Source organism: Myxococcales bacterium (assembly GCA_016717005.1).
Taxonomy (GTDB): domain Bacteria; phylum Myxococcota_A; class Polyangia; order Haliangiales; family Haliangiaceae; genus UBA2376.
On sequence record JADJUF010000001.1, the window covers coordinates 659,430 to 684,661 of the forward strand.

A 25,232-nucleotide genomic window follows, 5' to 3' on the forward strand; every position below is an offset into this window, starting at 1 on the left:
CGTGCCCTTGGGATCGTCGGTCGGTCGGCCGCCAGCGTTCACGGGTTTTGTTATACGCACGGTCGAGATCGGCGTCCAGGAGATTCGGCGGCGCCCGGAGGTTTTGTTATACGCGCGCGCGTGAGGCGCGATCACGCCGCCGCCAGCGCGCGCGCGGCGTAGAAGCGATGCTCGCACTCGGCCGGGGTCAGGTAGCCGATGGCCGAGTGCCGGCGGTGCGGGTTGTAGAAGCCCTCGATGTAGTCGAACGCTTGGTGCTTGCCCTCGCGGATCGAGGCGAAGGTCTCGCCGAGCTCGAACTTGAACGTCGAGAACCAGCTCTCCATCGCGGCGTTGTCGTGGCAGTTGCCGCGCCGGCTCATGCTGCAGGCGATGCCGTGGTCGCGGAGGACCTGCTGGTAGTCCTCGCTCGTGTACGTGCTGCCCCGGTCCGAGTGGTGGAGCAGGCCCGCGCCAGGACAGCGCCGGCGGAGCGCCTGCCCAAGGGCCGCCAGCGTCAGGTGCCGATCGTTGACCGCGCTCACCGCCCACCCGACGACGACGCGGGCGTACAGGTCGACGATCGCGGCCAGGTAGAACTTGCCGCTCATCGTGAGCAGCTCGGTCGTGTCCCCGACCCAGCGCTGGTTCGGCGCGGTCGCGGTGAACTGCCGGTCGAGGACGTTGGCGGCGACGGGTTGATCGTGCTCGCTCATCGTCGTCGAGCGGTAGCGGCGGCGGACCCGGGCCACGAGCCCCCCGGCGCGCATGAGCCGCATCACGCGGTTGCGACCGATCCGCTCGCCGGCCAGGTCGGCGTGGACCCGCGGACTGCCGTACGTCCGGCGGCTCCGCGCGAACGACGCGCCGACCAGCACCTGGAGCTGCACGTCCCGCCGCGCGCGCAGCGACGGCGCCCGGCGCACCCACGCGTAGAAGCCCGAGGTCGAGACCTTGAGCACCGCGCACATCACGGCGATCGGCCAGCAGGCCTTCTCCGCGAGGATGAACGCGAACTTCATGCGTTCTCCTTCGCGAAGAAGGCCACGGCTTTTCCCAGGATGTCGCGCTCCATCCGCACCTGCCGCAGCTCCTTGCGCAGCGCGGCCAGCTCGGCCCGCTCCGCGGTCGTGAGCCCGGCCTTGCCGTTGCTGCGATCGGCCCGCGCCTGCTTGACCCACCCGCTCAACGCCGACGGCGTCAGGTCGAGGTCGCGCGCCACCTGGGCGACGGTCTTGCCCTCGTCCAGCACCAGCCGGACCGCCCCCTCCTTGAACTCGTCGGTGAACTGCCGGCGCTTGCCCTGCCGGCCGGGTCCGCCCTCACCCTTGGTCTTCATCTTGGACACGGTACTCGCCTCTCGCGTGGTGTCCACGGGAGTGGATCAAGCTCAAGCTGCCCTCGCTGCGCTCGGCGCTGCGCGGCCTTGACCCCGGCCTCGCTCCGGCTGGAGAGCCCCTGCGAGCCCGCTAGGCGCGGGCTCCGTCTTCGACGTCAGGACTCGGACTCACCGACCCGAAGAGACCCGCACCGCGTCAGCGCGCACTCGCCGTCAGGACTCATCGACGAACGAAGCGTCAGGACTCACCCAGTCTGTTCACGCCACCGATGAGGTCCCAGCGGTCGGGACGCTGTCCGTCGATGAGCCAGAGCCAGATCAGCGCCACCGCCACATGGACACCGCCGTAGCTGGCATACGTGCGTCCGGCCGCCTGCAGATGCGACGTCAGGAGCCACGCGAAGGTCGCGAGGCTGAGCGCCGCCGGCGCCAGCAGCCACGGGAACCGTCCCTTACGGAGCCAGAGATACGGCAGGTAGCAGCCGACGATCTCGCAGGCCGCCGTGGCAACCAGGAGGCCGATGGTGCGGAGCGCGTCCATGGTCAGCCGAGTCTGCCCGATCGCCCGCCGGCGCGGCCACCCGCGACAGTCGTGCCGGCAACGACGATGTCGAGTTGCGCGAAGATCACCGCGATGTCCTCGGGCATCGGACCGTTGGCGACCAGCGCGACGCGCGCGCGGCCGGTGTTGCCGGCCGGAAAGCGGCCCGCGGCCGAGCCGATGCGGGCGACCGCGAGTCGGATCACCTGCCCCATGGCCTCCCGGAGATCGACGTGGCGCATCGCGAGCGTCAGCATCCGCCAGTGCACGTGGGTGTGGAGCCATGCCGGCGGCTGCGACAGTATGTGGGCGCGTCCGAGCGCGGTCCACGCGCCCGCGCGATCGGTCCGTCTTGCCGCCGCCGAGGCGGCCAGCTCACGTTCGACGAACGGACGGAGCTTTCTACGGAGCGAGGCCAGCGCCGACCAACGCTGCCGCCATCGCGCGGGAGCGACGCGCGCGCTCACGGCCGCCACCGCAGCAGGCGGAGGCCGTTGGCGGCGACGATCAGGCTGGCGCCCATGTCGGCGAAGACCGCCATCCACAAGGTCGCGATGCCGGCGAGGCCGAGGCCGAAGAACACGGCCTTGACCGCGATCGCGAAGCCAATGTTGGTCTTGAGCACGGTCGCGGTCGCGCGGCTCAGCGCGATGAGCGTCGGGACGCCGCGCAGGTCGTCGCTCATGAGCGCGACGTCGGCGGTCTCGAGCGCGGTGTCGGAGCCGGCGGCGCCCATGGCGAAGCCGATCGAGGCCCTGGCCAGCGCCGGCGCATCGTTGACACCGTCGCCGACCATCGCGACCGAGCCATGCCCGCGGCCGAGCTCCTCGATCATCGCCAGCTTGTCCTCGGGCAGCAGATCGGCCCGCACCTCGTCGATGCCGACCTTGGCGGCGACCGCGCGTGCGGTAGTCGGGTTGTCGCCGGTCAGCATGACCAGCTTGACCCCGAGCCCGTGCAGCGCCGTGACCGCCACGATGCTGGTCTCGCGCAGCGTGTCGGCGACGGCGATGACCCCGAGCGCCTCGCCGCCGCGCCAGACCACCATCACCGACTTGCCGTCGGCCTCGAACCGGGTGAGCGCGGCCTCGACCTCATGGCGACAAACGCCGCGCTCCTCGGCGAAGCGATGGCTGCCGATGCCGATCCGCTCGCCACCGACGTTGCCCTCGATCCCCTTCCCGTCGGTGGACGTGACGCCGGCCACCGGCAGCAACTGGCCGGGGTGGGCCTCGGTCACCGCCCGCGCCAGCGGGTGAGCCGACGACGCCTCCAGGCTGGCCGCCCGAGCCAGCACCTCGGCCGCGGACAGGGGCCCGACCGGCTCGACGTCCGTGACGCGCGGCTTGCCCTCGGTGAGGGTGCCGGTCTTGTCGAGTGCCAGCAACGTGATCCGCCGCGCTTCCTCCAGGTAGACGCCGCCCTTGACCAGGATACCGCGGCGGGCGGCGGCGGCGAGACCGCTCACCACGCTCACGGGCGTCGAGATCACCAGGGCGCACGGGCACGCGATCACGAGGAGCACCAGCGCCTTGTACAGCCAGGGCCGGAAGGACTCGTCGGCCAAGAGCGGGCCGCCGATCGCGATGGCCAGCGCCAGCAGCACTACCGCCGGCGTGTACCAGCGGGCGAAGCGGTCGACGAAGCGCTCGGTCGGCGCTTGCTGGGACTGGGCCTCGCGGATCGTACGGGCGATGCGCGCCAGCGTGGTGTCACCGGCGCCGGCGGTGACCTCCACCTCGATCATGCCCTGCTTGTTGACCGAGCCGGCGAATACCGGATCGCCGACCGCCTTGTCGACCGGGATCGACTCGCCGGTGATCGGTGCCTGATCGATCGACGTGCGCCCGGCGCTGACCTTGCCGTCGAGCGGGACGCGCTCACCGGGCCGGATCTGGATCGTCGAGCCCGGGGCGATGCTCGCGGTCTCGACCTCGACCCAGGCGCCGTCGCGGCGGACGTGGGTGAGATCGGGTGCGAGGACCATGAGGCTGCGGATCGCGTCGCGGGCGCGATCGACCGAGCGGGCCTCGATGACCTCGGCGCAGGCGAACAGGAATGTGACCATCGCCGCCTCGGGCCACTGACCGATGGCCAGCGCGCCGACCACGGCGACCAGCATGAGCAGGTTGATGTTCAGCGTCAGCGTGCGGGCGGCGACCAGCGCCTTGCGCAGCGTCTTGGGGCCACCGGTCACGATGCTGAGCACAGCAAGCCCGATCACGACGACGCTCTGCTCGCTGCCGGTGGTCCAGTCGACGATCTCGGCCGCGAGCGCGGCGAGGCCTGACCCGGCGAGCAGGGCGTACTCGCGCCGCAGGTTGGCCACCGGCAGCGGTGGCACGGCGCGGGCAGACAGCGTCGCGTGGACGTGACCCGGCTCGCCGTGATCATGATCGTGATCGTCGCCGGGCGTGCCCGGGACCGGCGAGACCGCGGTGCCATCGAGGCGTACCGGCGCCATGTCGATGTCGCGCAGCGCAGCCAGGGTGGCGACGGCGGTCGACTCCTCGGCGTGCTGCACGATCACGACGCGGTCCAGCAGATCGAACTCGACCCGCTCGATCCCGTCGACGCTGGCCAGACGCCGGCCGATGACCTCCTTCTCGGTCGCGCAGTCCATGCGGGGTACCTGAAAGCGCGTCGTCGTCATGGAGTCACCTCCTCGGGCGGCTGCGGCGCGGGAGCCACGCTGGTCACGTCCTCGGGCGGCGAGTGTGGCGGCGTGAGGTCGACCACCGGCGGGGGGGGCGGCGGCGGCGGAGCCAGGTTGCCGACCCGACGCTCGCGTCGCCCCATCATCCAGGCGTAGAGCGTAGGCAAGACCAGCAGCGTCAGCAGCGTGGCCGTGATCAGTCCGCCGATGACCACGGTGGCCAGCGGTCGCTGCACTTCGGCCCCTGCGCCGCGTGCGACGGCCATCGGGATGAACCCGAGCGACGCGACCAGGGCGGTCATCAGCACCGGCCGCAGCCGAACTCGCGCGCCCTCGTAGGCCGCGTCGCGCGCGGTCATCCCGCTGCGACGACGCTCCTCAATGTAGCCGACCAGTACGAGACCGTTCAGCACGGCCACGCCGAACAGCGCGATGAACCCGACGCCGGCGGAGATCGACAGCGGCAGCCCGCGGATCGCCAGCGCGAACAGGCCGCCGGTGACCGCGAACGGGACGTTGAGATAGATCAGCGCGGCCAGCTTGCCCGAACCGGTGGCGGCGAACAGCATCACGAAGATCAAGGCCAGCGCTAGCGGCACCACGATCGCGAGCCGGCGGCTGGCCGCCTGCAGGTTCTCGAACTGCCCGCCCCAGTCGGTGAAGTATCCGGCCGGGATCACGTCGGCCTTCTCCAGTGTCGCCTTCGCATCCGCGACGAAGCCGCCCAGGTCGCGTCCGCGGACGTTGACCTCGACCGTGATCCGGCGACGACCGGCCTCGTGGCTGATCTGCGCCGGGCCATCCTCGATCCCGACGTCGGCCAGCTCGTCGAGCGGGATCAAGGCCCCCGACACCGCGCGAACCTTGAGCGCCTTGATCTCGTCGACCGAGTCGCGGGCCTGCCGCGCGAAGCGCACCGTCAGGGCGAAGCGGCGCTGGCCCTCCAGCACCACGCCGACCTCGCGACCACCGATCGTGGACACGACGTCGAGGACGTCGCCGGCGTTGATCCCGTGGCGGGCGATGGCGCGGCGATCGATCCGGATCCGCAGCACCGGCAGGCCGGCGGTCTGCTCGGCCTTGACGTCGGCGGCGCCGTCCACCTTCGAGAGCACCGTCACCACTTCGGCCGCGATGCGCGCGAGGGCGGCGAGGTCATCCCCGTAGATCTTGAGCGCGACGTCGGAGCGAACACCGGAGATCAGCTCGGCCACCCGGAGCTGGATCGGCTGCGAGTAGCTGAAGTTCTGCGCCGACAGGTTGCGCTTGAGCGCCGCGTCGAGCTTCTCGACCAGCTGCTCGCGGCTGATCGACGCCGGCCACTGATCGTGGGGCTTGAGCATCACGAAGACGTCCGAGATCTCCACGCCCATCGGATCGGTCGCGATCTCGGCCCGGCCGGTCTTTGAGATGACGGTGGCCACCTCGGGGAACTGCAGGATCACCTTCTCGAGCTCGGTCGTCTGCCGCACCGACTCCTCGAGCGACACGCTGGGCAGTCGGATGGCCTGCAACGCGATCGCGCCCTCGTCGAGTTGCGGCACGAACTCCGAGCCGAGGCGGGTCGCCACCACGCCGCTGGCGGCCAGGATCGCGAGCGAGACGGCGGCGACCACCCAGCGGGCCCGCAGGGCGACGCGCAGGGTCGGCTCGTACACCCGGCGCGCACCCGCGACGATGAAGCTCTCCTTCTCCGAAAGCTTACGCGGCAGCAGCAGTGACGCGACCGCCGGGATGAACGTCATCGCCAGGACCAGCGCGCCGGCCAGCGCGAACAGCACCGTCATCGCCATCGGCCGGAACATCTTCCCCTCGATGCCGATCAGCGACAGGATCGGCAGGTAGACGATCGCGATGATGATCACGCCGAACGTCGCCGAGCGAAGCACGTCGCGGCTCGCCTGTAGCACGATGGCCGTGCGTTCTTCGTTGTCGACCGGTCGGCCCAGCTGGTGCGATCGCTCGGCCAGGAGCCGCACCGAGTTCTCGACTACGATCACCGCGCCGTCGACGATCAGGCCGAAGTCGATCGCGCCGAGCGACATCAGGTTGCCGGACACGCCGAAGCGCCACATGCCGATGAACGCGACCAGCATCGACAGCGGGATGACCATCGACACCAGGAGACCGGCGCGCAGGTTGCGCAGCATCAGGAAGAGCACGACGATCACCAGCACGCCGCCCTCGAGCAGACTCATGGCGACGGTGTTGATCGTCTTTTTCACCAGATCGGTCCGGTCGTAGAACGGCTCGGTCCGGACGCCGAGCTTGGCCAGCGATGGCGCCAGCCCATCCAGCGCCACCTTGGCCGCGGTCACGACCTCGCGCGAGTTGGCGCCCATGCGCATCATCACGATGCCGGTCACGACCTCGCCGCGGCCGTCGCGGGTGACCGCGCCCTGCCGCACCATCGCTGCGAGCTCGACGTCGGCCACGTGGCGGAGGTAGACCGGCGTGCCGTCATCGTCGGTGGCGATCACGATGTCGCCGATGTCGTCGCGCGAGGTGATCAGCCCCTCGCCGCGGATCAGGTACTGCTCCCCGTTCTGCTCGAGGTAGGCGCCACCCGCGTTGGCGTTGTTGCGCTCGAGCGCGGTGACCACCTGGTCGAGCGCGATGTCGAGCCGCGCCAGGTCGTCCGGCCGGATCTGGACCTCGTAGGTCTTGAGCTCGCCGCCGAAGGCGTTGACCTCGACGACGCCGGGCACGTTGCGCAAGCGCGGCGCGATCTCCCACTCGAGGATCGTGCGCAGCTCCATCGGGGTCTTCCCTTCGCCGCGGACCTCGAACTGGAAGATCTCGCCGAGGCCGGTCGACACCGGCCCCAGCTCGGGCTCGCCGTAGCCCGGCGGGATGGCCTCGCGGACCGCGGCCAGGCGCTCGCCGATCTGCTGGCGCGCGAAGTAGATGTCGGTGCCGTCCTCGAACACCACGGTGACCGCCGACAGCCCGAACTTCGACGTCGACCGGACCTCGACGACGTCGGGCAACCCGCTCATGGCCTGCTCGACCGGCGTGGTGACGAACTTCTCCACCTCCTCCGGCCCCAGCGCCGGCGAGCTGGTCAGGATCTGGACCTGGACGTTGGTGACGTCGGGGACAGCGTCGATCGGCAGGCGCGCCATCGCCGACAGCCCACCGACGACGAGCACGAGCGAGGCGATGATCACCATCACCCGGTTCTTGAGCGACCACTCGAGGATGCGTTCGATCATGGTGTCCTCTAGTGCTCGTGGCCACCGAAGCTCTCGCGGCGAGCCTCGGACTTGAGGAGGAACGAGCCGGTGGTCACCACCCGCTCGCCTGGTGCGAGTCCGCGCGTGACCTCGATCCAGTCGCCGGCGCGGGCGCCGAGTTCGAGCTCGCGCAGCTGGAACGCGGTGTCCCCGACCGGCACGAAGGCGATGGCGCCGTCGCCGTCGCGCTGGACCGCGGCGGCCGGGACGTAGGTGCCCTCGCGCGGCTCGCCGGTGCTGCCAGCTAGGATCACCTTGGCGAACATGCCAGGCTTGAGCGCGCCATCCGCGTTGGTGAGGACGACCCGGACCTTGATCGTGCGCGAGCGCCGGTCGAGCACCGCCCCGATCGACTGGATCGTGCCGTCGAACGTCCGGCCGGTCCACGCCTCGACCGAGGCCGCGACCTTCTGGCCGATCGCGATCTGGTTGAGGTTGCGCTCGTAGACGTCAACCTGGACCCAGACCGAGCGGAGGTCCATGACCACGAACATCGTGTCCTGCGGCTCGACCATCTGGCCGAGCGCCACCGGCCGCTCGACCACGACGCCGGCGAGCGGCGACGCCACCGACACCGCCGACGCGTAGTGCTGATCCGCGCGCAGGTTGTCGAGCTGGGCGTCGGACAGGCCGAGGGTGTGGAGCAGCAGCTCGGCGGCCTCCTTCTCGGCCCGGGCCTTGGTGGCCTCGGCCTCGGCGTTGCGCCAGTCGCGCTCGGCGGCGACCTTGCGCTCGAACAACGCCTTCTCGCGGTCCGCGGTCTCGCGCGTGACCTTGGCCGCGCTGGCGGCGGTGATGTAGTCGGCCTTGGCCCGTCCGAGATCGGGTGAGTCGATGATGGCCAGCGCCTGACCGCGGGTGACTTGATCGCCCACGCCCTTGGTCAGCCGGGTCACCCGACCCGACAGCTTGGCGCCGACGCGCGCAACCCCATCGTCCGGTGGCACGAGCTCGCCGGTCGCGATGATCTCCGTCGCGACCGCGCGGCGCTCGACCGGCGCGGTCTCGATGTGCGCCGACGTCACCTGTTCGGGTGTGAGCTCGACCATGGCCGGCGCTTCCTCGCCGTGCTCGCCGTGCTCGTCCTTCTCGCCGTGCTCGCCGTGCTCGCCGTGCTCGTCGTGCTCGGCCTGCTCGCCGGCCTTGCTCTTGCAGCCGGCGACGGCGATCGCCGCCACCAGCATCATCGACATGATTCGAAGCGCGCTCATCGCGCACCTTCCTTCCCGGCGGCGCGTTGCACCGCGGTCCACGCATCGATCGCCTCGTTGACCGCGTCCAGGTACGCGAGCTGGTTGGCCACTAGCTCGCGACGGACGACGGTGAATTCGAAGTAGTCGAGCTTCCCGGCCTCGAACGACGCCCGGGCCAGCTCGAGGTTGTCCTGTAGCCGCTGGTTGATCTCGCGGTCGAAGCCCAGCACCGCGTCCCGCGCGCGCACGTAGGCCCGCACCGCGGTCCGCAGCTCGCGCTCCGCCTCCGACAAGCGGCCAACCAGCTCGATCTCCGCGCGCCGGCTGCGCGCCCGCGTCGCCGCCCGTTGGCCCTGGTTGCGATTCCGCACCGGCAACGAGATCGAGAGCCCGGCCAGGACGGCATGGAAGTCGGTGTCGACGTCCTGCTCGAAGCCGTAGCTGAGGCTGGCCGTCACGTCTGGGCGACCGAGGGCGTCGGCGAGGCGGACATCGGCCCGTGCCGCGGTGAGCTGGGCCCGCGCGGCCTCGAGATCGGGGCGGTCGGCCAGCGCCCGCAGCACCAGCGCCTCCTCGTCCCAGGTCGCCGCCGGCAGCTCGGGCAGGTCGCCGGCCGGCTCGAGTCGCTCCTCGGGCGCCGCGCCGACCGCCGTCGCCAGCTCGGCCAGCGCGGCGTCGTAGTCGTTCTCGGCATCGAACCGGTCGTGCCGCGCGCGGGCGACCTCGAGCGTCGCCAGGTTGATCTGCAGCTGGGTCCCGGCCCCGAGCGTCTGCCGATCGTTGGTCGCGGCGACCAGCTGCGCGGCGAGGGCCTCGGTGGCGCGCGTGCCCTCGAGGCGAGCGCGCGCGACGACGCCGCGCTGGAATGCGCGCCAGACGTCGATCTCCGCCGCGTACGTCGCGCGCGCCAGCTCGGCCTCGGCCACCGCGACCCGGGCGTCGCCGGCGGCGCGGCGTGCGCCGCGCTTGCCGCCCAGCTCGATGGTCTGGGCCAGCGAGACCTCCACGTCGAGCAACGTCTTGCCGCCCCCGAACCGTGGACCGATCGCCACGCCGAGCTCCGGGTTGTAGATCGGCCGGCGGCTCCCGTCCGCCTCCTGACGCGCCGCTTCGACGTCGGCGCCGGCGATCGCCACCGACACGCGGCGCGCCGCCCGACTGACGGCCTGATCGATCGTGATCGAATCTGCATGCGCCGCGGTGACGCCGGACGCCAGCACGGCGCCGATCACCGCCCGCACGAATGCGAACGTAGACATCGTTGACCTCCCCCGTCGCGAGCGACGCGGGTCGTGATCCGTCCAGCCGGGCAGGCCGGCACCTCGAACGCGAGTCGACGGAGGTCAGACGATCGGAGGACGAGTCGGTGGCGCAGCCACGCCCATACCCACTCGGTACGGCGGAGCGAGCGTGGCGCTCGTCCCGGTCATGGCGGCGACCTCGACGGTGGCCGCGACGCTCGGCCCGACGACCGGCGTCGGGTGATGACACGGACACAGGTGGAACGTGCCCGAGCAGCCATGCTCGTCCTCGCCCAGCGGCGAGCCGTCGTGGTCGTCGTCCTCGGCGTGAGCGAGGTCGCCATGCTCGGCCGCATGCACCGTCAGCTCCACGAGCTCGGTCAGGCCGGGCCACATGGCCACGGTCAAGAGCAGCGCGAGCAAACGGATCAACAAGGCCACAGGCTAGGCGACGGCACCCAGCGTGTCAACGCCCCTCGGCTCGCCCAGCCGCGAAGGGTGCAGCTAGTTCGAGACCATGGCCACGGCGGTTGACCACGAGCACACCTCGTCGGTCCTGCGCGACGTCGTCCGGAGAGCACCGACGGTGCTGGCGACCGTGCCCACGCCGGCGGTGAGCGAATGACCGACCGCGGCTGCCAATGAAGGGGCAGCCGGGACCGTGACGCCCTCGACCGCTCAGGCTGCGCCCCGAGCCGCGGTGCCGTCGTCGATGCGGCGCCGCGCTCACCAACCGCGGCCGCCGAAGGTGTTACCCCGCGCGAGCGAGCATGTACCCCCCCTCGTCCAACCTGTCACGCAATCTGTCACCCAACCCGTCACCATGTCGCAGGTCAGGCGGCGGCCGCCGCGTAGTGGGTGTCGAGCAGCGACATGTTCAGGTAGATGCGGTCGCGCCAGATGGACACCGACTGCTGGGCGACGGTGGTGATCAGGCGGAGGGCGCTGGCGCGGTCGGGGAAGGCGCCGATGGCGCGGGTGCGGCGCTTGATCTCGCCGTGGAGCCGCTCGAGGCCGTTGTTCGTGCGGACGCGCAGCCAGTGCGCCTCGGGGAAGGCGAAGTACTGGGTGGCGGCGTCGAAGCCGCTCTCGAGGCAGGTGACGGCCTCCGCGAACTGCCGGGCGAAGCGGTCGCGGAAGCTGCGCAGCGCCTTCTTGGCGTCGACGAGGCTGACGGCGTGGAGGACGGCCACGAGTTCGCGGCCGAGGCGCTTCTGGTGGCGCGTGGGCACGTGCGCGAGCACGTTGCGCATCAGGTGGACGGTGCAGCGCTGCATGCGGGCCTCGGGCAACGCCTTGCGCGCGGCGAGGAGCAGGCCGGCGTGCGCGTCGGCGATGACCAGGCCAACCCCGGTGAGGCCACGCTCGACGAGCTCGCGGAGCAGGCCGGCCCAGCTCGCCTCAGACTCCTGGGTACCGACGTGCACGGCGAGGAGGCGCCGATGGCCATCGGGACCGACACCGTACGCCACGAGAGCGGAGACGTTCTCGACGGTGCGGGCCCAGCGCGCGTCGATGAACGTGGCGTCGATGTACAGGTACGTGACGGGCTCGGTGATCGGCTCCTTGCGCAACGTCTCGACCTCGTCCCCGAGCCGGCGGGTCACGCGACTCACCGTCGACCGGCTGACCCGCTTGCCGAGCAGCGCTTGCGTGATCGGCGCCATGTCCCGGGTCGAGGCGCCACGCACGTACGTCTCGGTGATGGCGTCGTCGATTTCAGGACGTCGACGGAGGTACCGCCCCAGCGGCGCGGTTGCCGCCCCACCGGCGCGGGTGCGCCCGACCCGAACGCCGACCTCGCCGTTGGTGGTCACGACGCGGCGGCCGTAGGCGCCGTTGCGGACGTCGACGCGTTCGTCGCTGCGCTCGTAGGGCCCGGCGCCGACCAGACGCTCAAGCTCCTCGTCGAGGGCGACCTGGATCGTCCGTTGGACCGCGAGCCGGCAGCGCGCCGCGAGGTCACGCTGGAAGTCTTCTTGCGTCGGGATCACGAGCTGGGTAGCCTGGAGCGGAAGGGATCGTTTTGATTTCTTCATGGGGGTTCCTCCTCGGTGTCGCAACCAAGAGGTTCCCCCTTCTTTTCTTGGAGCCCAAGAAACCGGCTTCTACACAACTATACGGACACGCCCCCTGCCACCCCATGCTGAACGAGTCCTACTCGTCCTACTCCCCAGGCTCCGCCAAACCCGGGTTGCAAACGTATGAGCGGCGCAACCCATGTCTTGACTAGACCCAGCGGCCGATCGAGCGGCCGATCGAGCGGCTGATCGAGCGCGATTCCAGCGTCGAGTGGCCGAAAGTGGCTGCACGGCCAGGCCGCGACCACCTAACCTGCGGGGATCCCTGCCGTCGGTAGAATAGGGCCCCCACCCAGGACGCGAAACTCCCGGCGCGTCGACCGGTGCTCGACCGGAAAGAGTTACGAGCTCTGAGTTCCAGAGGGCCTGTCGCCAGGCCCTCGTCAGCACCCAAGACGCGAGACTCCCGGCGCGCAGCTCGGTGCTCGACCGAAACGCTGACCGGCGCTGAGGTTCAGCGGGCTGGTCGCCGAACGCTCCTCGCGCAGACTGTCGACCTGGCCCCGGAGGTCAGCGGGTCAGCGCGGTGCCGACCGCGCCAGCCTCGGCCAGCTCGCGCACCAGGTCGCCCGGCGCGACCTCGCCGACGATGTGGATCGCGCCGACCCGGCCGTCGGCCAGGGCCGCCATCGACTCCTCGAGCTTGGGGATCATGCCGCCGGTGACGGTGCCGTCGACGATCGCCGCCTTGGCCTCGGCCACGGTCAGCGTCCGCAGGCGCGACGCCGGATCCTTGACGTCGCGCAGCACGCCCGAGGTCGAGGTCACCAGCACCAGGTGGGCGGCGCCGAGCGCGCCCGCGACCTGGTTGGCGACGATGTCGGCGTTGACGTTGAGCGCCTGGCCGTGGGCGTCGGCCGCGAGGCACGCGAGCACCGGCACGTAGCCGGCCGCGCCGAGGAGCGCGAGCAGCGCGAGATCGAAGCCGGCGATGTCGCCGACGAGGCCGAAGTCGATCGGGTCGGGCCCGCCGCCCGAGACCACCCGCGGCGGCCGCTTGACCGCGCGCACGACCGCGCTCGACGCGCCGTGCAGGCCGACCGGGCGCGCGCCCGCCGCCATCAGCTGGCCGCACAGATCGACGTTGACCTTGCCGGCGACGGCCATCTTCATCACGTCGAGCGTCGCGGCGTCGGTGATGCGCCGACCGCCGACGATGTTGGGCACCAGACCGAGCGACTTCTGCAGCGCGGTGGCCTGGGGCCCGCCGCCGTGGACCACGACCACCCGCGCGCCGCCGGCCGCGAGCGCGGCGACGTCGGCCGCGACCGCGGCGCCGACCGGACCACCGACGGTCTCGCCGCCGAGCTTGACGACGATCGTGGCGGTCACGGCCACCCGCCGGGATCCTGCAGGCCGAGGCGCTCGTCGAGGCCGAGCACCAGGTTCATGTTCTGGATCGCCTGGCCGGCGCCGCCCTTGATCAGGTTGTCGATGGCCGAGAACAGCACGACCGTGCGCGTGCCCGCGACCGCCTCGCCGACGGTGAAGCCGACCTCGGCGTAGTTCGACCCCGACACCGCCGCGACCTCGGGCAGGCGGTTGGTCGGCCGCCGCACGAACGGCTCGCCGCGGTAGGCGTCGTCGAACAACGTCGCCAGGCGCGCGTCGTCGACCGCGTCGGCCGGCAGCTCGAGGTAGATCGTCGCGAAGATGCCGCGCGACAGCGGCGCCGACACCGGCGTGAACCGCAGCTCGAGGCCCGGGGCCCCGGCCGCGGCCAGGGTCTCCTTGATCTCGGGCGTGTGCTGGTGCACCAGCGGCTTGTAGGTCTTCAGGTTGACCGCGCGCACCGGGTGGTGCGTGCCCTCCTGCGGCGCGGCGCCCGAGCCCGACGAGCCGGTGATGCCGACGACGTGGGCGGTGACGCCGGTGAGCAGGCCCGCCCGCGCCAGCGGCAGCAGCGCCAGCTCGATCGTGGTCGCGAAGCAGCCCGGCGACGCGATCCGGCTCGACGCCTTGATCGCGTCGCGGTTGAGCTCGGGCAGGCCGTAGACGAACGTGCCGAGCAGCTCGGGGTGCGGGTGGGCGTTGCCGTAGAACCGCTGGTACGCCGCCGCATCGGTCAGGCGAAAATCGCCGGACATGTCGACGATCTTGACGCCCAGCGCGATCAGCTCGGGCACCTTGGCCGCGGTGACCTTGTGCGGCAGCGCCAGGAGCGCGACGTCGCAGCCGGCGGCCGCGTCCTTGGGCGCCAGGTCCTCGAACGTCAGCTCCGTGAGCTGGGTCAGGTGCGGGTGGGCGTGCCAGACCGGCTTGCCGACGTGATCGATCGACGCGACCCGGACGACCTCGACCTCGGGGTGGATGAGGAGCCGGCGCAGCATCTCGCCCGCGCCGTAACCGCTGCCGCCGATGATGGCGGCCTTGAACCTGCGTGCCATGGTGGCGGCGTTGTACCAGCGGCGCCGGCGCCGGTCGAGGTGCTACCCTCGCGCGCGATGACCGACCTCGTCGATCGCGCGCTCGCCGCCGCCGATGCCCGAGCCCCCGAGCTCCTGCCGCTCTTGCGGCGCTGGGTCGAGATCAACTCGTACACCGGCAACGTCGCCGGCTGTGATCAGGTCGCCGACGAGCTGGTCGCCGGCTTCGCCCTGCCCGGCCTGACCGCGCGGCGGGTGCCTGGCCACGGCTGCGGCGCCCACCTGGTCTGGACCACGCCGGCCTGGGCTCAGGCGGCGCCGGCCCAGCGGGTCGTGCTGGTCGGTCACCACGACACCGTGTTCCCGCCCGGCACGTTCGAGGTCTGGGAGCAGACCGGCGATCGCCTGCGCGGCCCGGGCGTGCTCGACATGAAGGGCGGCCTGGCGACGATCCGCACCGCGCTCGCGGCGCTGGCCGACGTCGGCGCGCTGGCGACCTTGCCGCTGGCGCTGTGCTCGGTCGCCGACGAGGAGACCGGCTCGTCCGATTCCCGGACGTTCCTCGAGGACGTCGCCCGCGGCGCCGGCGCGGCGCTGGTGTTCGAGTCGGGCCGCGCCACCGACCAGATCGTCACGCAGCGCAAGGGCACGGGCAAGGTCGCGGTCAAGGTCACCGGCAAGGCCGCCCACGCCGGCAACAACCTGAAGGACGGCGTCAACGCGCTGTGGGCGCTGGCCCGGTTCATCGACGCCGCCCAGGGCCTGACCGACTGGGACACCGGCGTCACCGTCAACGTCGGGCTGGCCTCGGGCGGCACCAGCGCCAACACCGTGCCCGAGCACGCGAGCTGCCAGATCGACTTCCGCTACGTGCGCGCGGTCGACGGCCACGCGCTCATGGCCGCGTTCGATCGGGCCGCGCGCGCGATCGCCGAGACCACCGGCGCGCGGTTCGTGATCGAGGGCGGCATCCGGCGCGCGCCGCTCGAGCGCACGCCGTCGTCGACCGAGCTGCTGACCCGGTACGAGGCCTGCGCCGCGGCCGAGGGCCTCGGCGTCGGCGAGGCGCCGCTGCAGGGCGGCGGCTCCGACGCCAACACCGTCAGCGCGATCGGCGTGCCGGCGATCGACGCGCTCGGCCCGCGCGGCAAGGGCTTCCACACCCACGACGAGTACATCGAGCTGCCGACCTTGGCGCAGCGCACGCGCGCGCTGGTCCGGCTGCTGGCGGCCTGGCCGCGCCTCGCCGCCGACGCGTGAGCCGCCGGGCGCGAGGATCCAGCCGACGTCGTGCGCGCCGCACCGGCCACGCGGCACGGACGCCGCGCGCCGCGCGTCACTCGTACGCGGCGAACGTCAGCGTCAGCTGGAGGTCGGCGTCGGCGCCCTTGGTCTCGAAGTCGGCGCCGGCGGGGCCGCGGATGACGACCTTGAAGCTCCCGCCCATCACCTTGGCGAGGTCGGCGGCGCCGAGCGTGGTCGACGTGAACGTCCCGGCGAGCGTCGCGGGTCCGCCGCCGGTGGTCGCGGCGATCGCGCCGCCGCCGGCCGGCACGGTGTTGTTGGTGTCGTTCATGACGAACACCACGTCGACCTGGCCGGTGAAGACCTCGCCGAGCATGGTGACGCCGGTCGAGCCGGCGCCGAGCGTCAGGGTCAGGCCCTCGAGCGCGATCTCCGACGGATCCTTGCCGCCGAGCGCCGCGCGCGCGTCGGAGACGAACTTGCCGTAGGGGTTGCCGCTCTCGGTGGTGATGCCCTTCTCGTCGGACACGACCCCGCCGACGGTGTCGGACGACTTGGCCTTCAGGTTGATGCCGACGGGCTCCGAGACCCGGACCGGGTCGTCGCCGCAGGCGGCGAGCGTCACGAGGGCGAGGCACGCGAGACGAGTCGAGTGGTTCATGACCGGTTGGTCGCGCGATCCTCGTCCGCGGTCGCAACAGCTTCACGCCGCCCGGGTTATCGAGCGGTTAGGGCCCGCGCGTGAACAAGTCGATCGAGGATCGCGGACGAGGCGCCCGGATGGCAAGGCGACGGCGAGGACCGGAGGGGAGCGTCCTCGTTGGACGTGACCCGAGGACCGGAGCCGGCAACGCAGCCAGCCGGGATGGATCGGCCGCGAGACCGACCGAGTTGTTCACGCGCGGGCCCTTAGGCCACGTCGGCGGTTGTCGCACGCTGTGAGTTCGTTCACGCTCGCGCCATGGCCCCCGCCCGCGATCTCGCTGACCGTCACTACGTGATCACCGGCGCCAACACCGGCATCGGCAAGGAGACCGCGCGCGCGCTCGCGGCCCGGGGCGCGCGCGTGACGATGGCGTGCCGGACCGAGGCCAAGACCCGGCCGGTCATCGACGAGCTGACCCGGACCACCGCGAACGACGGCCTCAGCTTCGTCGCGCTCGACCTCGCCGACCTGGCGTCGGTCCGGACCTGCGCCGCCGAGCTGATCGCGCGCGGCGGCCCGATCCACGGCCTGATCAACAACGCCGGGCTGGCCGGGCCGCGCGGCCTGACCAAGGACGGCTTCGAGCTGACGTTCGGCACCAACCACCTCGGCCCGTTCTTGCTGACCAAGCAGCTGCTGCCCCTGCTCGAGGCCACGCCCGGCGCGCGGATCGTCAACGTCGCCAGCGCGTCGCACTACCAGGCCAAGCGGATCGACTGGGACGCGCTGCGCAAGCCGACCGCGTCGGTGACGGCGATGGGCGAGTACGCGGTGTCGAAGCTCGCGAACGTGCTGTTCACCAAGGAGCTGGCCCGGCGCCTGCCGCCGGCCCAGGTCGCCGCCTACGCGCTGCACCCGGGCGTGATCGCGTCGGACATCTGGAGCCGGCGCATCCCGCGGCCGGTCGCGTGGCTGATGACGCGGTTCATGAAGTCGACCGCCGACGGCGCGCGCACGTCGATCTACTGCGCGACCGCGCCCGAGCTCGCCGGCGTGAGCGGCCGCTACTACACCGACTCCAAGGAGAAGCGCCCCAGCCGCCTGGCCGACGACGCGGCGCTCGCGGCCGAGCTGTGGCAGCGCAGCGAGGCGTGGGTCGCGGCGTGATCGCCGGGCGACACCACGACCGGGCAGATCCTTTGGCGCGATCGCGCGTAGACATGGGCATCGCCATGTCGCCTCGCCTCGTCGTCACCACGCTGATCCTCGCGCTGTCCCCGGCGCTGGCCCCGTCGCTGGCCCGCGCCGAGCAGCCCGCGCCGCCGCCGGCGCCCGCCGCCGAACCCGCCGATGAACCCGCGCCCGCGCCCGCGCCGGCCCCGACGCCGGTCGCCGCCGAGCCGGTCCCCGAGGCGGCGCGCACCTCCTTCGACGTCTCCGAGGTCCGGACCCTCGGGGGCAGCAGCGGCGTGGACACGCGCTCGTACGCCAAGGACTGGCTGGTGGCGCCCCCGGGCTACAACATCGGCGGCGAGCTGCGCTTCATCACCGCGAGCACGTCGCCCGACGGGCCGCGGATCAAGTTCACCGATCTGGCCATCCTGCGCCTGCACACCCGCTGGACCGCGGGCCGACGGGTCGAGCTGTCGGGCTCGGCCGATCTGCTGGCCAAGCAGCCCGACAGCCGCACCGACTTCTTGTTCCAGGGCGGCGCGCTCGGGCTCAAGATCGCCACCAGCCGCGCCACCGCGATCTCGGCCGGCCTCGCGGGCGGCCCGACGATGGGCGACGACGGCTTCTGGGGCTCGGTCGGGACCGGCGTCATCCACCGGTCGCGCATCGAGCAGTTCCTCGCGTTCCAGTACGGGGGCGGCGCGTCCGCCACCGCGCTGCGCATGGGCGACGCCGATCCGGTCTGGCAGGCCGGGCTGGCGGCGTCGAGCGAGCTGGTGTTCCACACGCCCCGCGGCGAGTGGGCGCTGTGGTTCGGCTTCGATCTCGAGCTGCCGGTGGTCCACACCGACGCGCTCGATCCGCGCAGCCGCCTGGGCGTCACGATCGGCACCGTCTTCGCCGCGGTCAAGGACTGGGACATCTACACCACGTTCTCGTGGCGCGATCGCGGCACCACCGACCTGCCGGCGACGACGCTGCCGATCATCGACGGCGGCTTCGATCAGAAGCAGTTCGCGGTCGGCCTCACCCGGCGGTTCAGCGTGCGCGGCAAGAGCGCCAAGTGGGCGCTGGCGCTGTAGCCGCCGACGCGTGCTATCACGGTGCCCATGCGCACCCTCGCCTCGCGAACCGTCACGCTCGCCGTGGCGGCGCTGGTCGCGACCGTCGCCTGCAAGAGCGACCCGCGGCCCCCCGCCACGCCGCCCCCGACCACGCCGACCCAGGCCGCGCCCGATCCCTGGGGCGGCACCGCGGCGCCCGCGGCCCCGACCGCCCTGGTCCAGCCGCTGGTGTGGGAGGCCACCAAGGACGGCCACACCCTGTCGCTCCTCGGCACAATCCACGTCGGCGTCGACGCGCTGACCGAGCTGCCGCCCTGGGTGCTGGCCCGCCTCGACGCGGCGCCCGCGTTCGCGATGGAGACCGACCTGAGCGATCCCGGGGTGGTCAAGCTCATGGTCCGCACCGACGGCAAGACCCTCGCGGACGAGCTCGGCCCGACCGACTGGCAGCGGCTGCGCGCCGCGCTGGGCGAGAGCCTGGCCGAGGGCATGAACTCGATGAAGCCGTTCGCGGCGCTGTCGGCGCTGTCGCTCAAGGACCTGCCCATGACCGCGCCGATGGACATGGTCCTGTTCCAGCGAGCCCGGGACGCCAACAAGCGGCTGGTCTTCCTCGAGACCGTCGCGGCCCAGCTGGCTGCGATCGATCCCTTCGCGACCGCGGCCGACATCAAGGCGTTGCTCGACCACGCCGCCGAGGCCAAGGCCGACACCCAGAAGATGGTCGGCGACTACCGGGCCGGCGACGCGGCGGGCTCCGCGCGATGTTCGACGACAAGACCCTGTGGATCGCGGCCGGCCGCGACCCGGCCCGGTTCGGCGACTTCCTGGAGGCGACGCTCGGCCGGCGCAACCGGTCGTGGGTGGCGCCGCTGACCGAGATGGCGGCCGCGGGCGACGGGTTCGTGGCGGTGGGCGCCGGGCACCTGGTCGGTCCCGACAACCTGCCGGACCTGCTGACCGCGGCCGGGTTCGAGGTCCACCGGGTCACCGGCCCGTGACCGCCCCAGTGACTACCGCGGGGGGCGCACGACTTGCCGCTCGCGCCGCTTGACAGGCTCGCTGCCGCCCGGTATCCGTTTCCCGCCTCATCGTACATCCATGCGCGGATGGCGGAATTGGTAGACGCGCTAGCTTGAGGTGCTAGTGGGTAACACCGTGGGGGTTCGAGTCCCCCTTCGCGCACCACCCCAACACCGCCGGGCCTCCCCGGCGGTTCGTCATTTTCGGGCGGCGATGCCCGGAGGCATCGCGTGCGGTCAGCACTGGTTGCGGCACGGCCTCGGATCGTCGCACCCGGTCCCAGGGTGACCCTGTACACTATGGGCTCTTTTTGGCCCTCCCCTCACCTGGTGGTCGTTCCATGCGAAGCGCCCTCGCCCGCGTCACTCTCGGCACTCTCGCCGTCGCTGCCCTCGCGCTACCTGCCTCGGCGCAGGTCTCGACCTTCCGGTCTGAGCACTCGTGCGGCACCCGCCAGATCCCCGGGCCGGGCACGTCGGGCCCGGTCGTGGCCGCCGCGGCCACCCGCACGATCTACCTGAACAAGAACGGCGGCACGTACAACATCGCCAACGCGGCGACCAACGCGGCGACCAACACCGCGAACCGCCAGGTCAGCGCCAACGGCCAGGCCCGGACCGCGGTGATCCCGCCGATGGAGGCCAGCTTCAACTGGACGTTCATCGCCCAGTGCGTCCGCGACGCCTACGCCCGCTACGACGTGCGCGTCGTCGAGACCGAGCCCACCAGCGGCGCCTACGTCGAGGCGGTCGTCGGTGGCGGCGGCACCGAGCTCGGCTACGGCGCCGACCAGCTGTTCGGCATCGCCTCGGCCGACAACTTCTGCGGCGTCACCGAGCGCGGCATCGCGTTCTCGTTCTCGACCACCCACCTGCAGGTGCCCCAGAGCGACCGCGAGCTGTGCGCGACGATCGCCCACGAGGTCGGTCACCTGCTGGCGCTCGAGCACGAGACCCTCGCCAACGACGAGATGTCGTACGTGCTCGTGAGCCAGGCGGGCGCGTGGCCCAAGGCGTTCCAGACGGCCAACTCGCCGTGCGGCACCACGCCCGGCCAGAACCAGCAGTGCTCGTGCGGCGGCAGCCAGACCAACTCGCACATGCGCCTGTCCCAGTTCCTCGGCCTGCGCGCCACCGAGACCGTCCCGCCGGCGGTCGCGATCACCTCGCCGACCGGCGGCACCCAGCCCCGCACGTTCACGATCACCGCGACCGCCTCGGACGCCAGCGGCATCCAGGAGGTCCGGTTCTCGCTCGACGGCACCGTCGTCGGCACCGACGTCGAGCCCGACGGCACCACCTACTCGGTCGAGGCGATCCGCCTCGGTGAGGGCGCCCACACGATCGTGGCCGAGGCCCTCGACGGCGCCAACAACCGCGCCAGCGCCACGGTCACGATCGACGTGACCTTCGACTGCGGCGACTGCGGCGGCGGCCTGACCTGCGTCGAGGGCGAGTGCCTGGTCGCCAACGGTGAGACCTGCTCGGACGCGACCCCGTGCGCCGGCGGCGTCTGCGCCGAGAGCCCGTCGAACGGCCCGTTCTGCACCCAGGCGTGCGACCTCGCCGCCGATGACTGCCCGAGCGGCTTCGCCTGCGCCGACGTCGGCGCTGGCGACGGCACCGGCGTGTGCAACTTCTCGGATGACGGCGGCTGCTGCTCGACCGGCACCCAGGGCGGCAGCGGGCCGTTCCTGCCGATCGGCCTCGGCGCCCTCGGCCTCGGCGTGCTGGTGTCGCGCCGCCGGCGCCGCAGCTAGCCAGGCGACGGTGACCGCCCCCGGGCCCGGACCACCGTCCGGGCCCGTCGTCGTTTCGGCCCGTCGTCGTTTCGGCCCGTCGTCGTTTTCGGCCCGCCGTTATCGGCCGTCAGCCCGTCGTCAGCCGGCGTCGCCCGGCGTCGTTCGACCCGTCGGCCCGTCAGTACAGGATCCGGGTCTTGACGCTGTTGGACAGCGCCGCGACGGCGCGGTGGACGTCGTCGGACACGTCCTGGTCGAGGTCCATGACCAGGTAGCCGACGTCGGCGTCGGTCGCGAGCAGCTGGGCCCGGATGTTGGCGCCCAGGTCGCTGACGATGCTGTTGATGTCGCGCAGCACGCCGGGCACGTTCCGGTGGATGTTGAGCAGGCGGTGGGCGCCGGGCGACTGGGCCAGCTCGACGTGCGGGAAGTTGACCGCGCCGGTGGTCGTGCCCGAGTTGACGAACTTGATCAGCGAGGTCGCGACCTCGCGGCCGATGTTCTCCTGGGCCTCTTCGGTCGAGCCGCCGATGTGCGGCGTCAGGATCACGTTGGGCACGCCGCGCAGCGGCGACTGGAAGTCGTCGCTGGCCCCCTCGGGCTCCTCGGGGAACACGTCGACCGCGGCCCCCGCCAGGTGGCCCCGCCGGACCGCGTCGGCCAGGGCCTCGACGTCGACGACGGTGCCGCGGCTGGCGTTGATCAGGTGCGCGCCCGGCCGCATCGCCGCCAGCTCGGCGGCGCCGATCATGCCCTGGGTCTGCAGGGTCTCGGGCACGTGCAGCGTCACGAAGTCGCTGGCGCCCAGGAGCGCGCGCAGCTCGGGCACGGGCCGGACGTTGCCGACCGCCAGCTTGGTGGCGATGTCGAAGTACAGGACCCGCATGCCGAACGCCTCGGCCAGCACGCCGACCTGCGTGCCGATGTGGCCGTAGCCGATGATGCCGAGGGTCTTGCCGCGCACCTCGTGGCAGCCGGCCGAGACCTTGCGCCAGCGGCCGTCGTGGACCTCGCGCGCGCGATCGCCGAGCTGGCGGGCCAGGAACACGATCTCCGCCAGCACCAGCTCCGCCACCGACCGCGTGTTCGAGTACGGCGCGTTGAACACCGGGACGCCGGCGCGCGCGGCCGCGCCGCACGCGATCTGGTTGGTGCCGATACAGAACGCGCCGATCGCCAGCAGGCGCCGGGCCTCGGCCAGGACCGCCGGCGTGACCCGGGTCTTGGACCGGATGCCCAGCAGGTGGACATCACGGATGCGCTCGATCAGCTCGGCCTCGCGCAGCGCCCCGCTGACGCGCTCGACCTTCCAGCCCTCGGGGGCGATCAGCTCGTCGGCCGAGGCGTGGATGTTCTCGAGCAGCAGGACCGAGATCTCGCTCTTGGGGAACGACGTGCGCGGGAGCGCGGGCGCGACCATGGCGGCGACCATGACGCCTCCGTCGCCGCGCCGCAAGCGCGGGCGCCGTCAGCAGCCCAGGCGCGGCAAGAGATCGTCGAGCTCGGCGGCGGTCGTGCGGCAGCTGTCGATCAGCGCCGCGCGCTCGATCGGCTCGGCCACGGCGGCGCTGCGCGCGATGATCCGCACCTGATCGAGGAACCGCTGCTTGACGTCGACCGCGATGCGGTCGCATCGGACCGCGCGCATGACCGTCGCGATCAGCGCGTCGCACTCGACGACCGCCGGGCCGCGCGGCCGCTCGATCGGCGCCGGCACGCACCCGGCGGTGACCAGCGCCGCGCGCAGGGGCGCGGCCGCCTGGGCGCACGCCCGCCGCGCGCCGGCGGCGCGGCGCCCGCCGACCAGCCGGGCCACGAGCCCGTCGACCTCGGGTGAGGTGGGCTCAGGCAGCGCCGCGCACGTCCGCGCGATCGCCGCGAGGGCGATCATCTCGTCGCACGCGGCCGCGCCCACGGTCGCGCGCCGCAGGGCTGCCGTGGCGACGCAGCCGCCGCCCAGCGCCAGCCGCAGCCGCGCCCGCCCCGGCCTGGCGCCGGTCCAGGTCGCGTGCAGGTCGGCGCGGTGGGCCTCGAGCGCTGGCCCGCCGGTCGGCGCGAAGCTCTCGCTCCCGAGGCCGTCGGCCAGCGGCGCCAGATCGAGCCGATAGCCTGAGCCGTCGCGCGCGACCACCAGCGTGACCCGGGCCGCGCCGTCGATCGCGCACTGCTTCCACGCCACCGAGCCCCGCCACGTGCCCACCACCGCCGCCGGATCGGGCTCGGTCCACGGCTGCGCCGCCGCGGCGCCGGCCGACGCGATCACCCAGGCGACGACGAGGGCCCGCATGGGCACAGCATACGACCAACCGCGGCCTGCGCCCGGGGCCGTCGATGCGGGTCGGTCGATCGCGCGTCAGTCGATCGCGGTCGCGGTCGGCAGCGGCGCCGGCCGCGGCCGCTTGCGCAGCTCGATCAGGCCGTAGAGCGCGCCGCCGACGACCAGGGTCAGGGTCCCGGCGGCCGAGCCCCACGGGTGGGCCTTGACCTGGATGTAGATCGACCAGCCGGCGAGGATCAGGAACACCGCCGGCGTCAGCGGGTACAGCGTGGTCCGGTACGGCCGCGGCAGGTCGGGCTGCCGCACGCGCAGCACGTAGACCGCGCCGACGGCGAGCGCGGAGCTGACGAACAGCGTGAACTGGATGTACTGGATGAGCTTGCCGAGGTCGCCGACGAGGATGAAGATCGCGGCGATCACGCCCTGGATCGTCACCGCGACCGCGGGCACGCCGCGCGCGGTGCGCCGGGCCAGCACCGCCGGCAGCGCCCCGTCCTCCGCCATCGCCGCGTACACCCGCGGCCCGGCCATCACCATCGCGCTCACTGACGACACCAGCGCCAGCGACACCAGCACCGCCATGGCCTTGCCGACGCCGGGCGCGAACAGCGCGGCGGCCGCGGCCGCGCCGACGTCGACGATCGGCGCGCCCAGCTCCTCGGGCGACAGCGCGTACAGGAACGTGACGTTGACCAGCAGGTACAGCACGATCACGCCGGCGGTGCCGATGAACAGCGCCCGCGGCAGCGTCCGCTGCGGATCGCGCAGCTCGCTGGCCAGGTACGCCGCGGCGTTCCAGCCGGTGTAGGCGAAGCCGACCCAGAACAGCGACTCGGCGAACGCGCCGGTGGGCACGTTCTTGGTGATGCCGCCGGCCCGGGCCGCGAAGTGGCTCCAGTCGCCGTGACCGAACGCCAGCCCGGCGACGATGAACACGACCAGCAGGCCGACCTTGGCGATCGTGAAGATCGTCTGGATCCGCCCGCCGACGACGGTGTCGAGCGAGTGCATGCCGGTCACCGCGATCACCAGCCCGACCGCGATCAGCCGCTGGGCCAGGCCGGCCTCGATGCCGGGCACGACGTCGCCGAGGTAGGTCGCGAACCCCAGCGCGCTGACCGCGATCGCCGCCGAGAACCCGGCGGTCAAGGACACCCAGCCCGACATCGCGCCGATCGCCGGGTGGTAGGCCTCGCGCAGGTAGACGTACTCGCCGCCGGCCCGCGGCATCATCGCGCCCAGCTCCGCGTAGCAGGCGGCGCCGGCCAGCGCGAGCACGCCGCCGACCAGCCACGCCACCAGCATCGTGCCGCCGTCGAACAGCGACTGGGCCTGGTACCCGGTGCTGGTGAAGATGCCGGTGCCGATGATGTTGGCGATCACCAGCGCCGCGGCGGTGCCGAGGCCGAGCTTGCCGTAGCTCACGCGCG

Annotated in this window: 20 protein-coding genes, 1 tRNA gene and 1 pseudogene; 7 read left to right on the forward strand and 15 right to left on the reverse strand. The window is 72.2% G+C overall.

The genetic code is table 11. From position 1 onward, the window contains the following. Nucleotides 1–131 precede the first annotated feature (131 nt). The 11 genes and pseudogenes from IPL61_02820 to argC all read right to left on the reverse strand — a co-directional run bounded on the left by IPL61_02820 (nucleotide 132) and on the right by argC (nucleotide 14,653). A protein-coding gene (locus IPL61_02820; protein ID MBK9030267.1) for an IS3 family transposase occupies nucleotides 132–1,318 on the reverse strand; the annotation gives its coding sequence in 2 pieces (ribosomal slippage) (nucleotides 132–1,036 and nucleotides 1,036–1,318; 1,188 coding nt in all). A gap of 238 nt (nucleotides 1,319–1,556) precedes the next feature. After that, nucleotides 1,557–1,859 (reverse strand): YnfA family protein, encoded by a 303-nt coding sequence (locus tag IPL61_02825; protein MBK9030268.1) that lies wholly within the window; start codon nucleotides 1,857–1,859, stop codon nucleotides 1,557–1,559. A 2-nt stretch (nucleotides 1,860–1,861) separates the two neighbouring features. Next, nucleotides 1,862–2,278: a DUF3703 domain-containing protein gene (locus tag IPL61_02830; protein ID MBK9030269.1), complete on the reverse strand. Its 417-nt coding sequence runs from the start codon at nucleotides 2,276–2,278 to the stop codon at nucleotides 1,862–1,864. Nucleotides 2,279–2,322: 44 nt separating this feature from the next. Further along, nucleotides 2,323–4,512: a cadmium-translocating P-type ATPase gene (gene cadA, locus IPL61_02835; protein ID MBK9030270.1), complete on the reverse strand. Its 2,190-nt coding sequence runs from the start codon at nucleotides 4,510–4,512 to the stop codon at nucleotides 2,323–2,325. Nucleotides 4,513–4,661: 149 nt separating this feature from the next. Further along, a pseudogene (locus IPL61_02840) lies at nucleotides 4,662–7,730 on the reverse strand (efflux RND transporter permease subunit). Nucleotides 7,731–7,738: 8 nt separating this feature from the next. Next, nucleotides 7,739–8,962: an efflux RND transporter periplasmic adaptor subunit gene (locus IPL61_02845; GenBank protein MBK9030271.1), complete on the reverse strand. Its 1,224-nt coding sequence runs from the start codon at nucleotides 8,960–8,962 to the stop codon at nucleotides 7,739–7,741. Then, nucleotides 8,959–10,203 (reverse strand): TolC family protein, encoded by a 1,245-nt coding sequence (locus tag IPL61_02850; protein MBK9030272.1) that lies wholly within the window; start codon nucleotides 10,201–10,203, stop codon nucleotides 8,959–8,961. The genes IPL61_02845 and IPL61_02850 overlap by 4 nt, the downstream gene beginning before the upstream one ends. 84 nt (nucleotides 10,204–10,287) lie before the next feature. Next, nucleotides 10,288–10,608, reverse strand: coding sequence for a hypothetical protein (locus IPL61_02855; GenBank protein ID MBK9030273.1), 321 nt, complete (start codon nucleotides 10,606–10,608; stop codon nucleotides 10,288–10,290). Nucleotides 10,609–11,018: 410 nt separating this feature from the next. After that, nucleotides 11,019–12,224, reverse strand: coding sequence for an IS256 family transposase (locus IPL61_02860; protein MBK9030274.1), 1,206 nt, complete (start codon nucleotides 12,222–12,224; stop codon nucleotides 11,019–11,021). Between the two features lie 552 nt (nucleotides 12,225–12,776). Further along, nucleotides 12,777–13,598: an acetylglutamate kinase gene (argB, locus tag IPL61_02865; GenBank protein MBK9030275.1), complete on the reverse strand. Its 822-nt coding sequence runs from the start codon at nucleotides 13,596–13,598 to the stop codon at nucleotides 12,777–12,779. After that, nucleotides 13,595–14,653 carry an N-acetyl-gamma-glutamyl-phosphate reductase gene (gene argC, locus IPL61_02870; GenBank protein ID MBK9030276.1) on the reverse strand — a complete coding sequence of 353 codons (1,059 nt, stop codon included), beginning with the start codon at nucleotides 14,651–14,653 and terminating at the stop codon, nucleotides 13,595–13,597. The genes argB and argC overlap by 4 nt, the downstream gene beginning before the upstream one ends. Nucleotides 14,654–14,710: 57 nt before the next feature. Here argC and IPL61_02875 point away from each other — a divergent pair, with 57 nt between their 5' ends. Then, a complete protein-coding gene (locus IPL61_02875; protein ID MBK9030277.1) occupies nucleotides 14,711–15,892 on the forward strand; it encodes a M20 family metallopeptidase in 1,182 nt (393 codons plus the stop codon). Nucleotides 15,893–15,968: 76 nt separating this feature from the next. On the opposite strand, the gene IPL61_02880 is transcribed toward IPL61_02875, so the two are convergent. After that, the gene (locus IPL61_02880; GenBank protein MBK9030278.1) at nucleotides 15,969–16,538 is read right to left on the reverse strand and encodes a hypothetical protein; all 570 of its coding nucleotides are present in this window, start codon (nucleotides 16,536–16,538) and stop codon (nucleotides 15,969–15,971) included. Between the two features lie 300 nt (nucleotides 16,539–16,838). On the opposite strand from IPL61_02880, the gene IPL61_02885 reads away from it, so the two are divergent. The 6 genes from IPL61_02885 (at nucleotide 16,839) to IPL61_02910 (ending at nucleotide 21,542) form a co-directional block, all read left to right on the forward strand. Next, a complete protein-coding gene (locus IPL61_02885; protein MBK9030279.1) occupies nucleotides 16,839–17,690 on the forward strand; it encodes an SDR family oxidoreductase in 852 nt (283 codons plus the stop codon). Between the two features lie 65 nt (nucleotides 17,691–17,755). Continuing rightward, a complete protein-coding gene (locus IPL61_02890; protein ID MBK9030280.1) occupies nucleotides 17,756–18,778 on the forward strand; it encodes a hypothetical protein in 1,023 nt (340 codons plus the stop codon). A gap of 27 nt (nucleotides 18,779–18,805) precedes the next feature. Next, entirely contained in the window at nucleotides 18,806–19,636 is an 831-nt protein-coding gene (locus IPL61_02895) for a TraB/GumN family protein (GenBank protein MBK9030281.1), read from the forward strand. Next, nucleotides 19,525–19,761 (forward strand): TraB/GumN family protein, encoded by a 237-nt coding sequence (locus IPL61_02900; GenBank protein ID MBK9030282.1) that lies wholly within the window; start codon nucleotides 19,525–19,527, stop codon nucleotides 19,759–19,761. Before IPL61_02895 ends, IPL61_02900 begins: the two co-directional genes overlap by 112 nt. A gap of 102 nt (nucleotides 19,762–19,863) precedes the next feature. Then, a tRNA-Leu gene (locus IPL61_02905) sits at nucleotides 19,864–19,948 on the forward strand. A 322-nt stretch (nucleotides 19,949–20,270) separates the two neighbouring features. Beyond that, nucleotides 20,271–21,542 carry a hypothetical protein gene (locus tag IPL61_02910; protein ID MBK9030283.1) on the forward strand — a complete coding sequence of 424 codons (1,272 nt, stop codon included), beginning with the start codon at nucleotides 20,271–20,273 and terminating at the stop codon, nucleotides 21,540–21,542. 160 nt (nucleotides 21,543–21,702) lie between these two features. On the opposite strand, the gene serA is transcribed toward IPL61_02910, so the two are convergent. The 3 genes from serA to IPL61_02925 form a co-directional block, all read right to left on the reverse strand. Beyond that, on the reverse strand, nucleotides 21,703–22,944 hold the full coding sequence (serA, locus tag IPL61_02915; GenBank protein ID MBK9030284.1) for a phosphoglycerate dehydrogenase: 1,242 nt from the start codon (nucleotides 22,942–22,944) through the stop codon (nucleotides 21,703–21,705). Nucleotides 22,945–22,992: 48 nt separating this feature from the next. Then, nucleotides 22,993–23,811, reverse strand: a complete 819-nt coding sequence (locus IPL61_02920; protein MBK9030285.1) for a hypothetical protein — start codon at nucleotides 23,809–23,811, stop codon at nucleotides 22,993–22,995. Nucleotides 23,812–23,877: 66 nt separating this feature from the next. Next, on the reverse strand, nucleotides 23,878–25,227 hold the full coding sequence (locus IPL61_02925; GenBank protein ID MBK9030286.1) for an amino acid permease: 1,350 nt from the start codon (nucleotides 25,225–25,227) through the stop codon (nucleotides 23,878–23,880). Between the last annotated feature and the right edge of the window lie 5 nt (nucleotides 25,228–25,232).

Bases quoted from the DNA above. Each gene is read 5' to 3' on its own strand.
- IPL61_02825 (MBK9030268.1), bottom strand. From the start codon at position 1,859: ATGGACGCGCTCCGCACCATCGGCCTCCTGGTTGCCACGGCGGCCTGC.
- cadA (MBK9030270.1), bottom strand. From the start codon at position 4,512: ATGACGACGACGCGCTTTCAGGTACCCCGCATGGACTGCGCGACCGAG.
- IPL61_02845 (MBK9030271.1), bottom strand. From the start codon at position 8,962: ATGAGCGCGCTTCGAATCATGTCGATGATGCTGGTGGCGGCGATCGCC.
- IPL61_02850 (MBK9030272.1), bottom strand. From the start codon at position 10,203: ATGTCTACGTTCGCATTCGTGCGGGCGGTGATCGGCGCCGTGCTGGCG.
- IPL61_02860 (MBK9030274.1), bottom strand. From the start codon at position 12,224: ATGAAGAAATCAAAACGATCCCTTCCGCTCCAGGCTACCCAGCTCGTG.
- argC (MBK9030276.1), bottom strand. From the start codon at position 14,653: ATGGCACGCAGGTTCAAGGCCGCCATCATCGGCGGCAGCGGTTACGGC.
- IPL61_02875 (MBK9030277.1), top strand. From the start codon at position 14,711: ATGACCGACCTCGTCGATCGCGCGCTCGCCGCCGCCGATGCCCGAGCC.
- IPL61_02880 (MBK9030278.1), bottom strand. From the start codon at position 16,538: ATGAACCACTCGACTCGTCTCGCGTGCCTCGCCCTCGTGACGCTCGCC.
- IPL61_02885 (MBK9030279.1), top strand. From the start codon at position 16,839: ATGGCCCCCGCCCGCGATCTCGCTGACCGTCACTACGTGATCACCGGC.
- IPL61_02890 (MBK9030280.1), top strand. From the start codon at position 17,756: ATGTCGCCTCGCCTCGTCGTCACCACGCTGATCCTCGCGCTGTCCCCG.
- IPL61_02895 (MBK9030281.1), top strand. From the start codon at position 18,806: ATGCGCACCCTCGCCTCGCGAACCGTCACGCTCGCCGTGGCGGCGCTG.
- IPL61_02900 (MBK9030282.1), top strand. From the start codon at position 19,525: ATGTTCGACGACAAGACCCTGTGGATCGCGGCCGGCCGCGACCCGGCC.
- serA (MBK9030284.1), bottom strand. From the start codon at position 22,944: ATGGTCGCGCCCGCGCTCCCGCGCACGTCGTTCCCCAAGAGCGAGATC.
- IPL61_02920 (MBK9030285.1), bottom strand. From the start codon at position 23,811: ATGCGGGCCCTCGTCGTCGCCTGGGTGATCGCGTCGGCCGGCGCCGCG.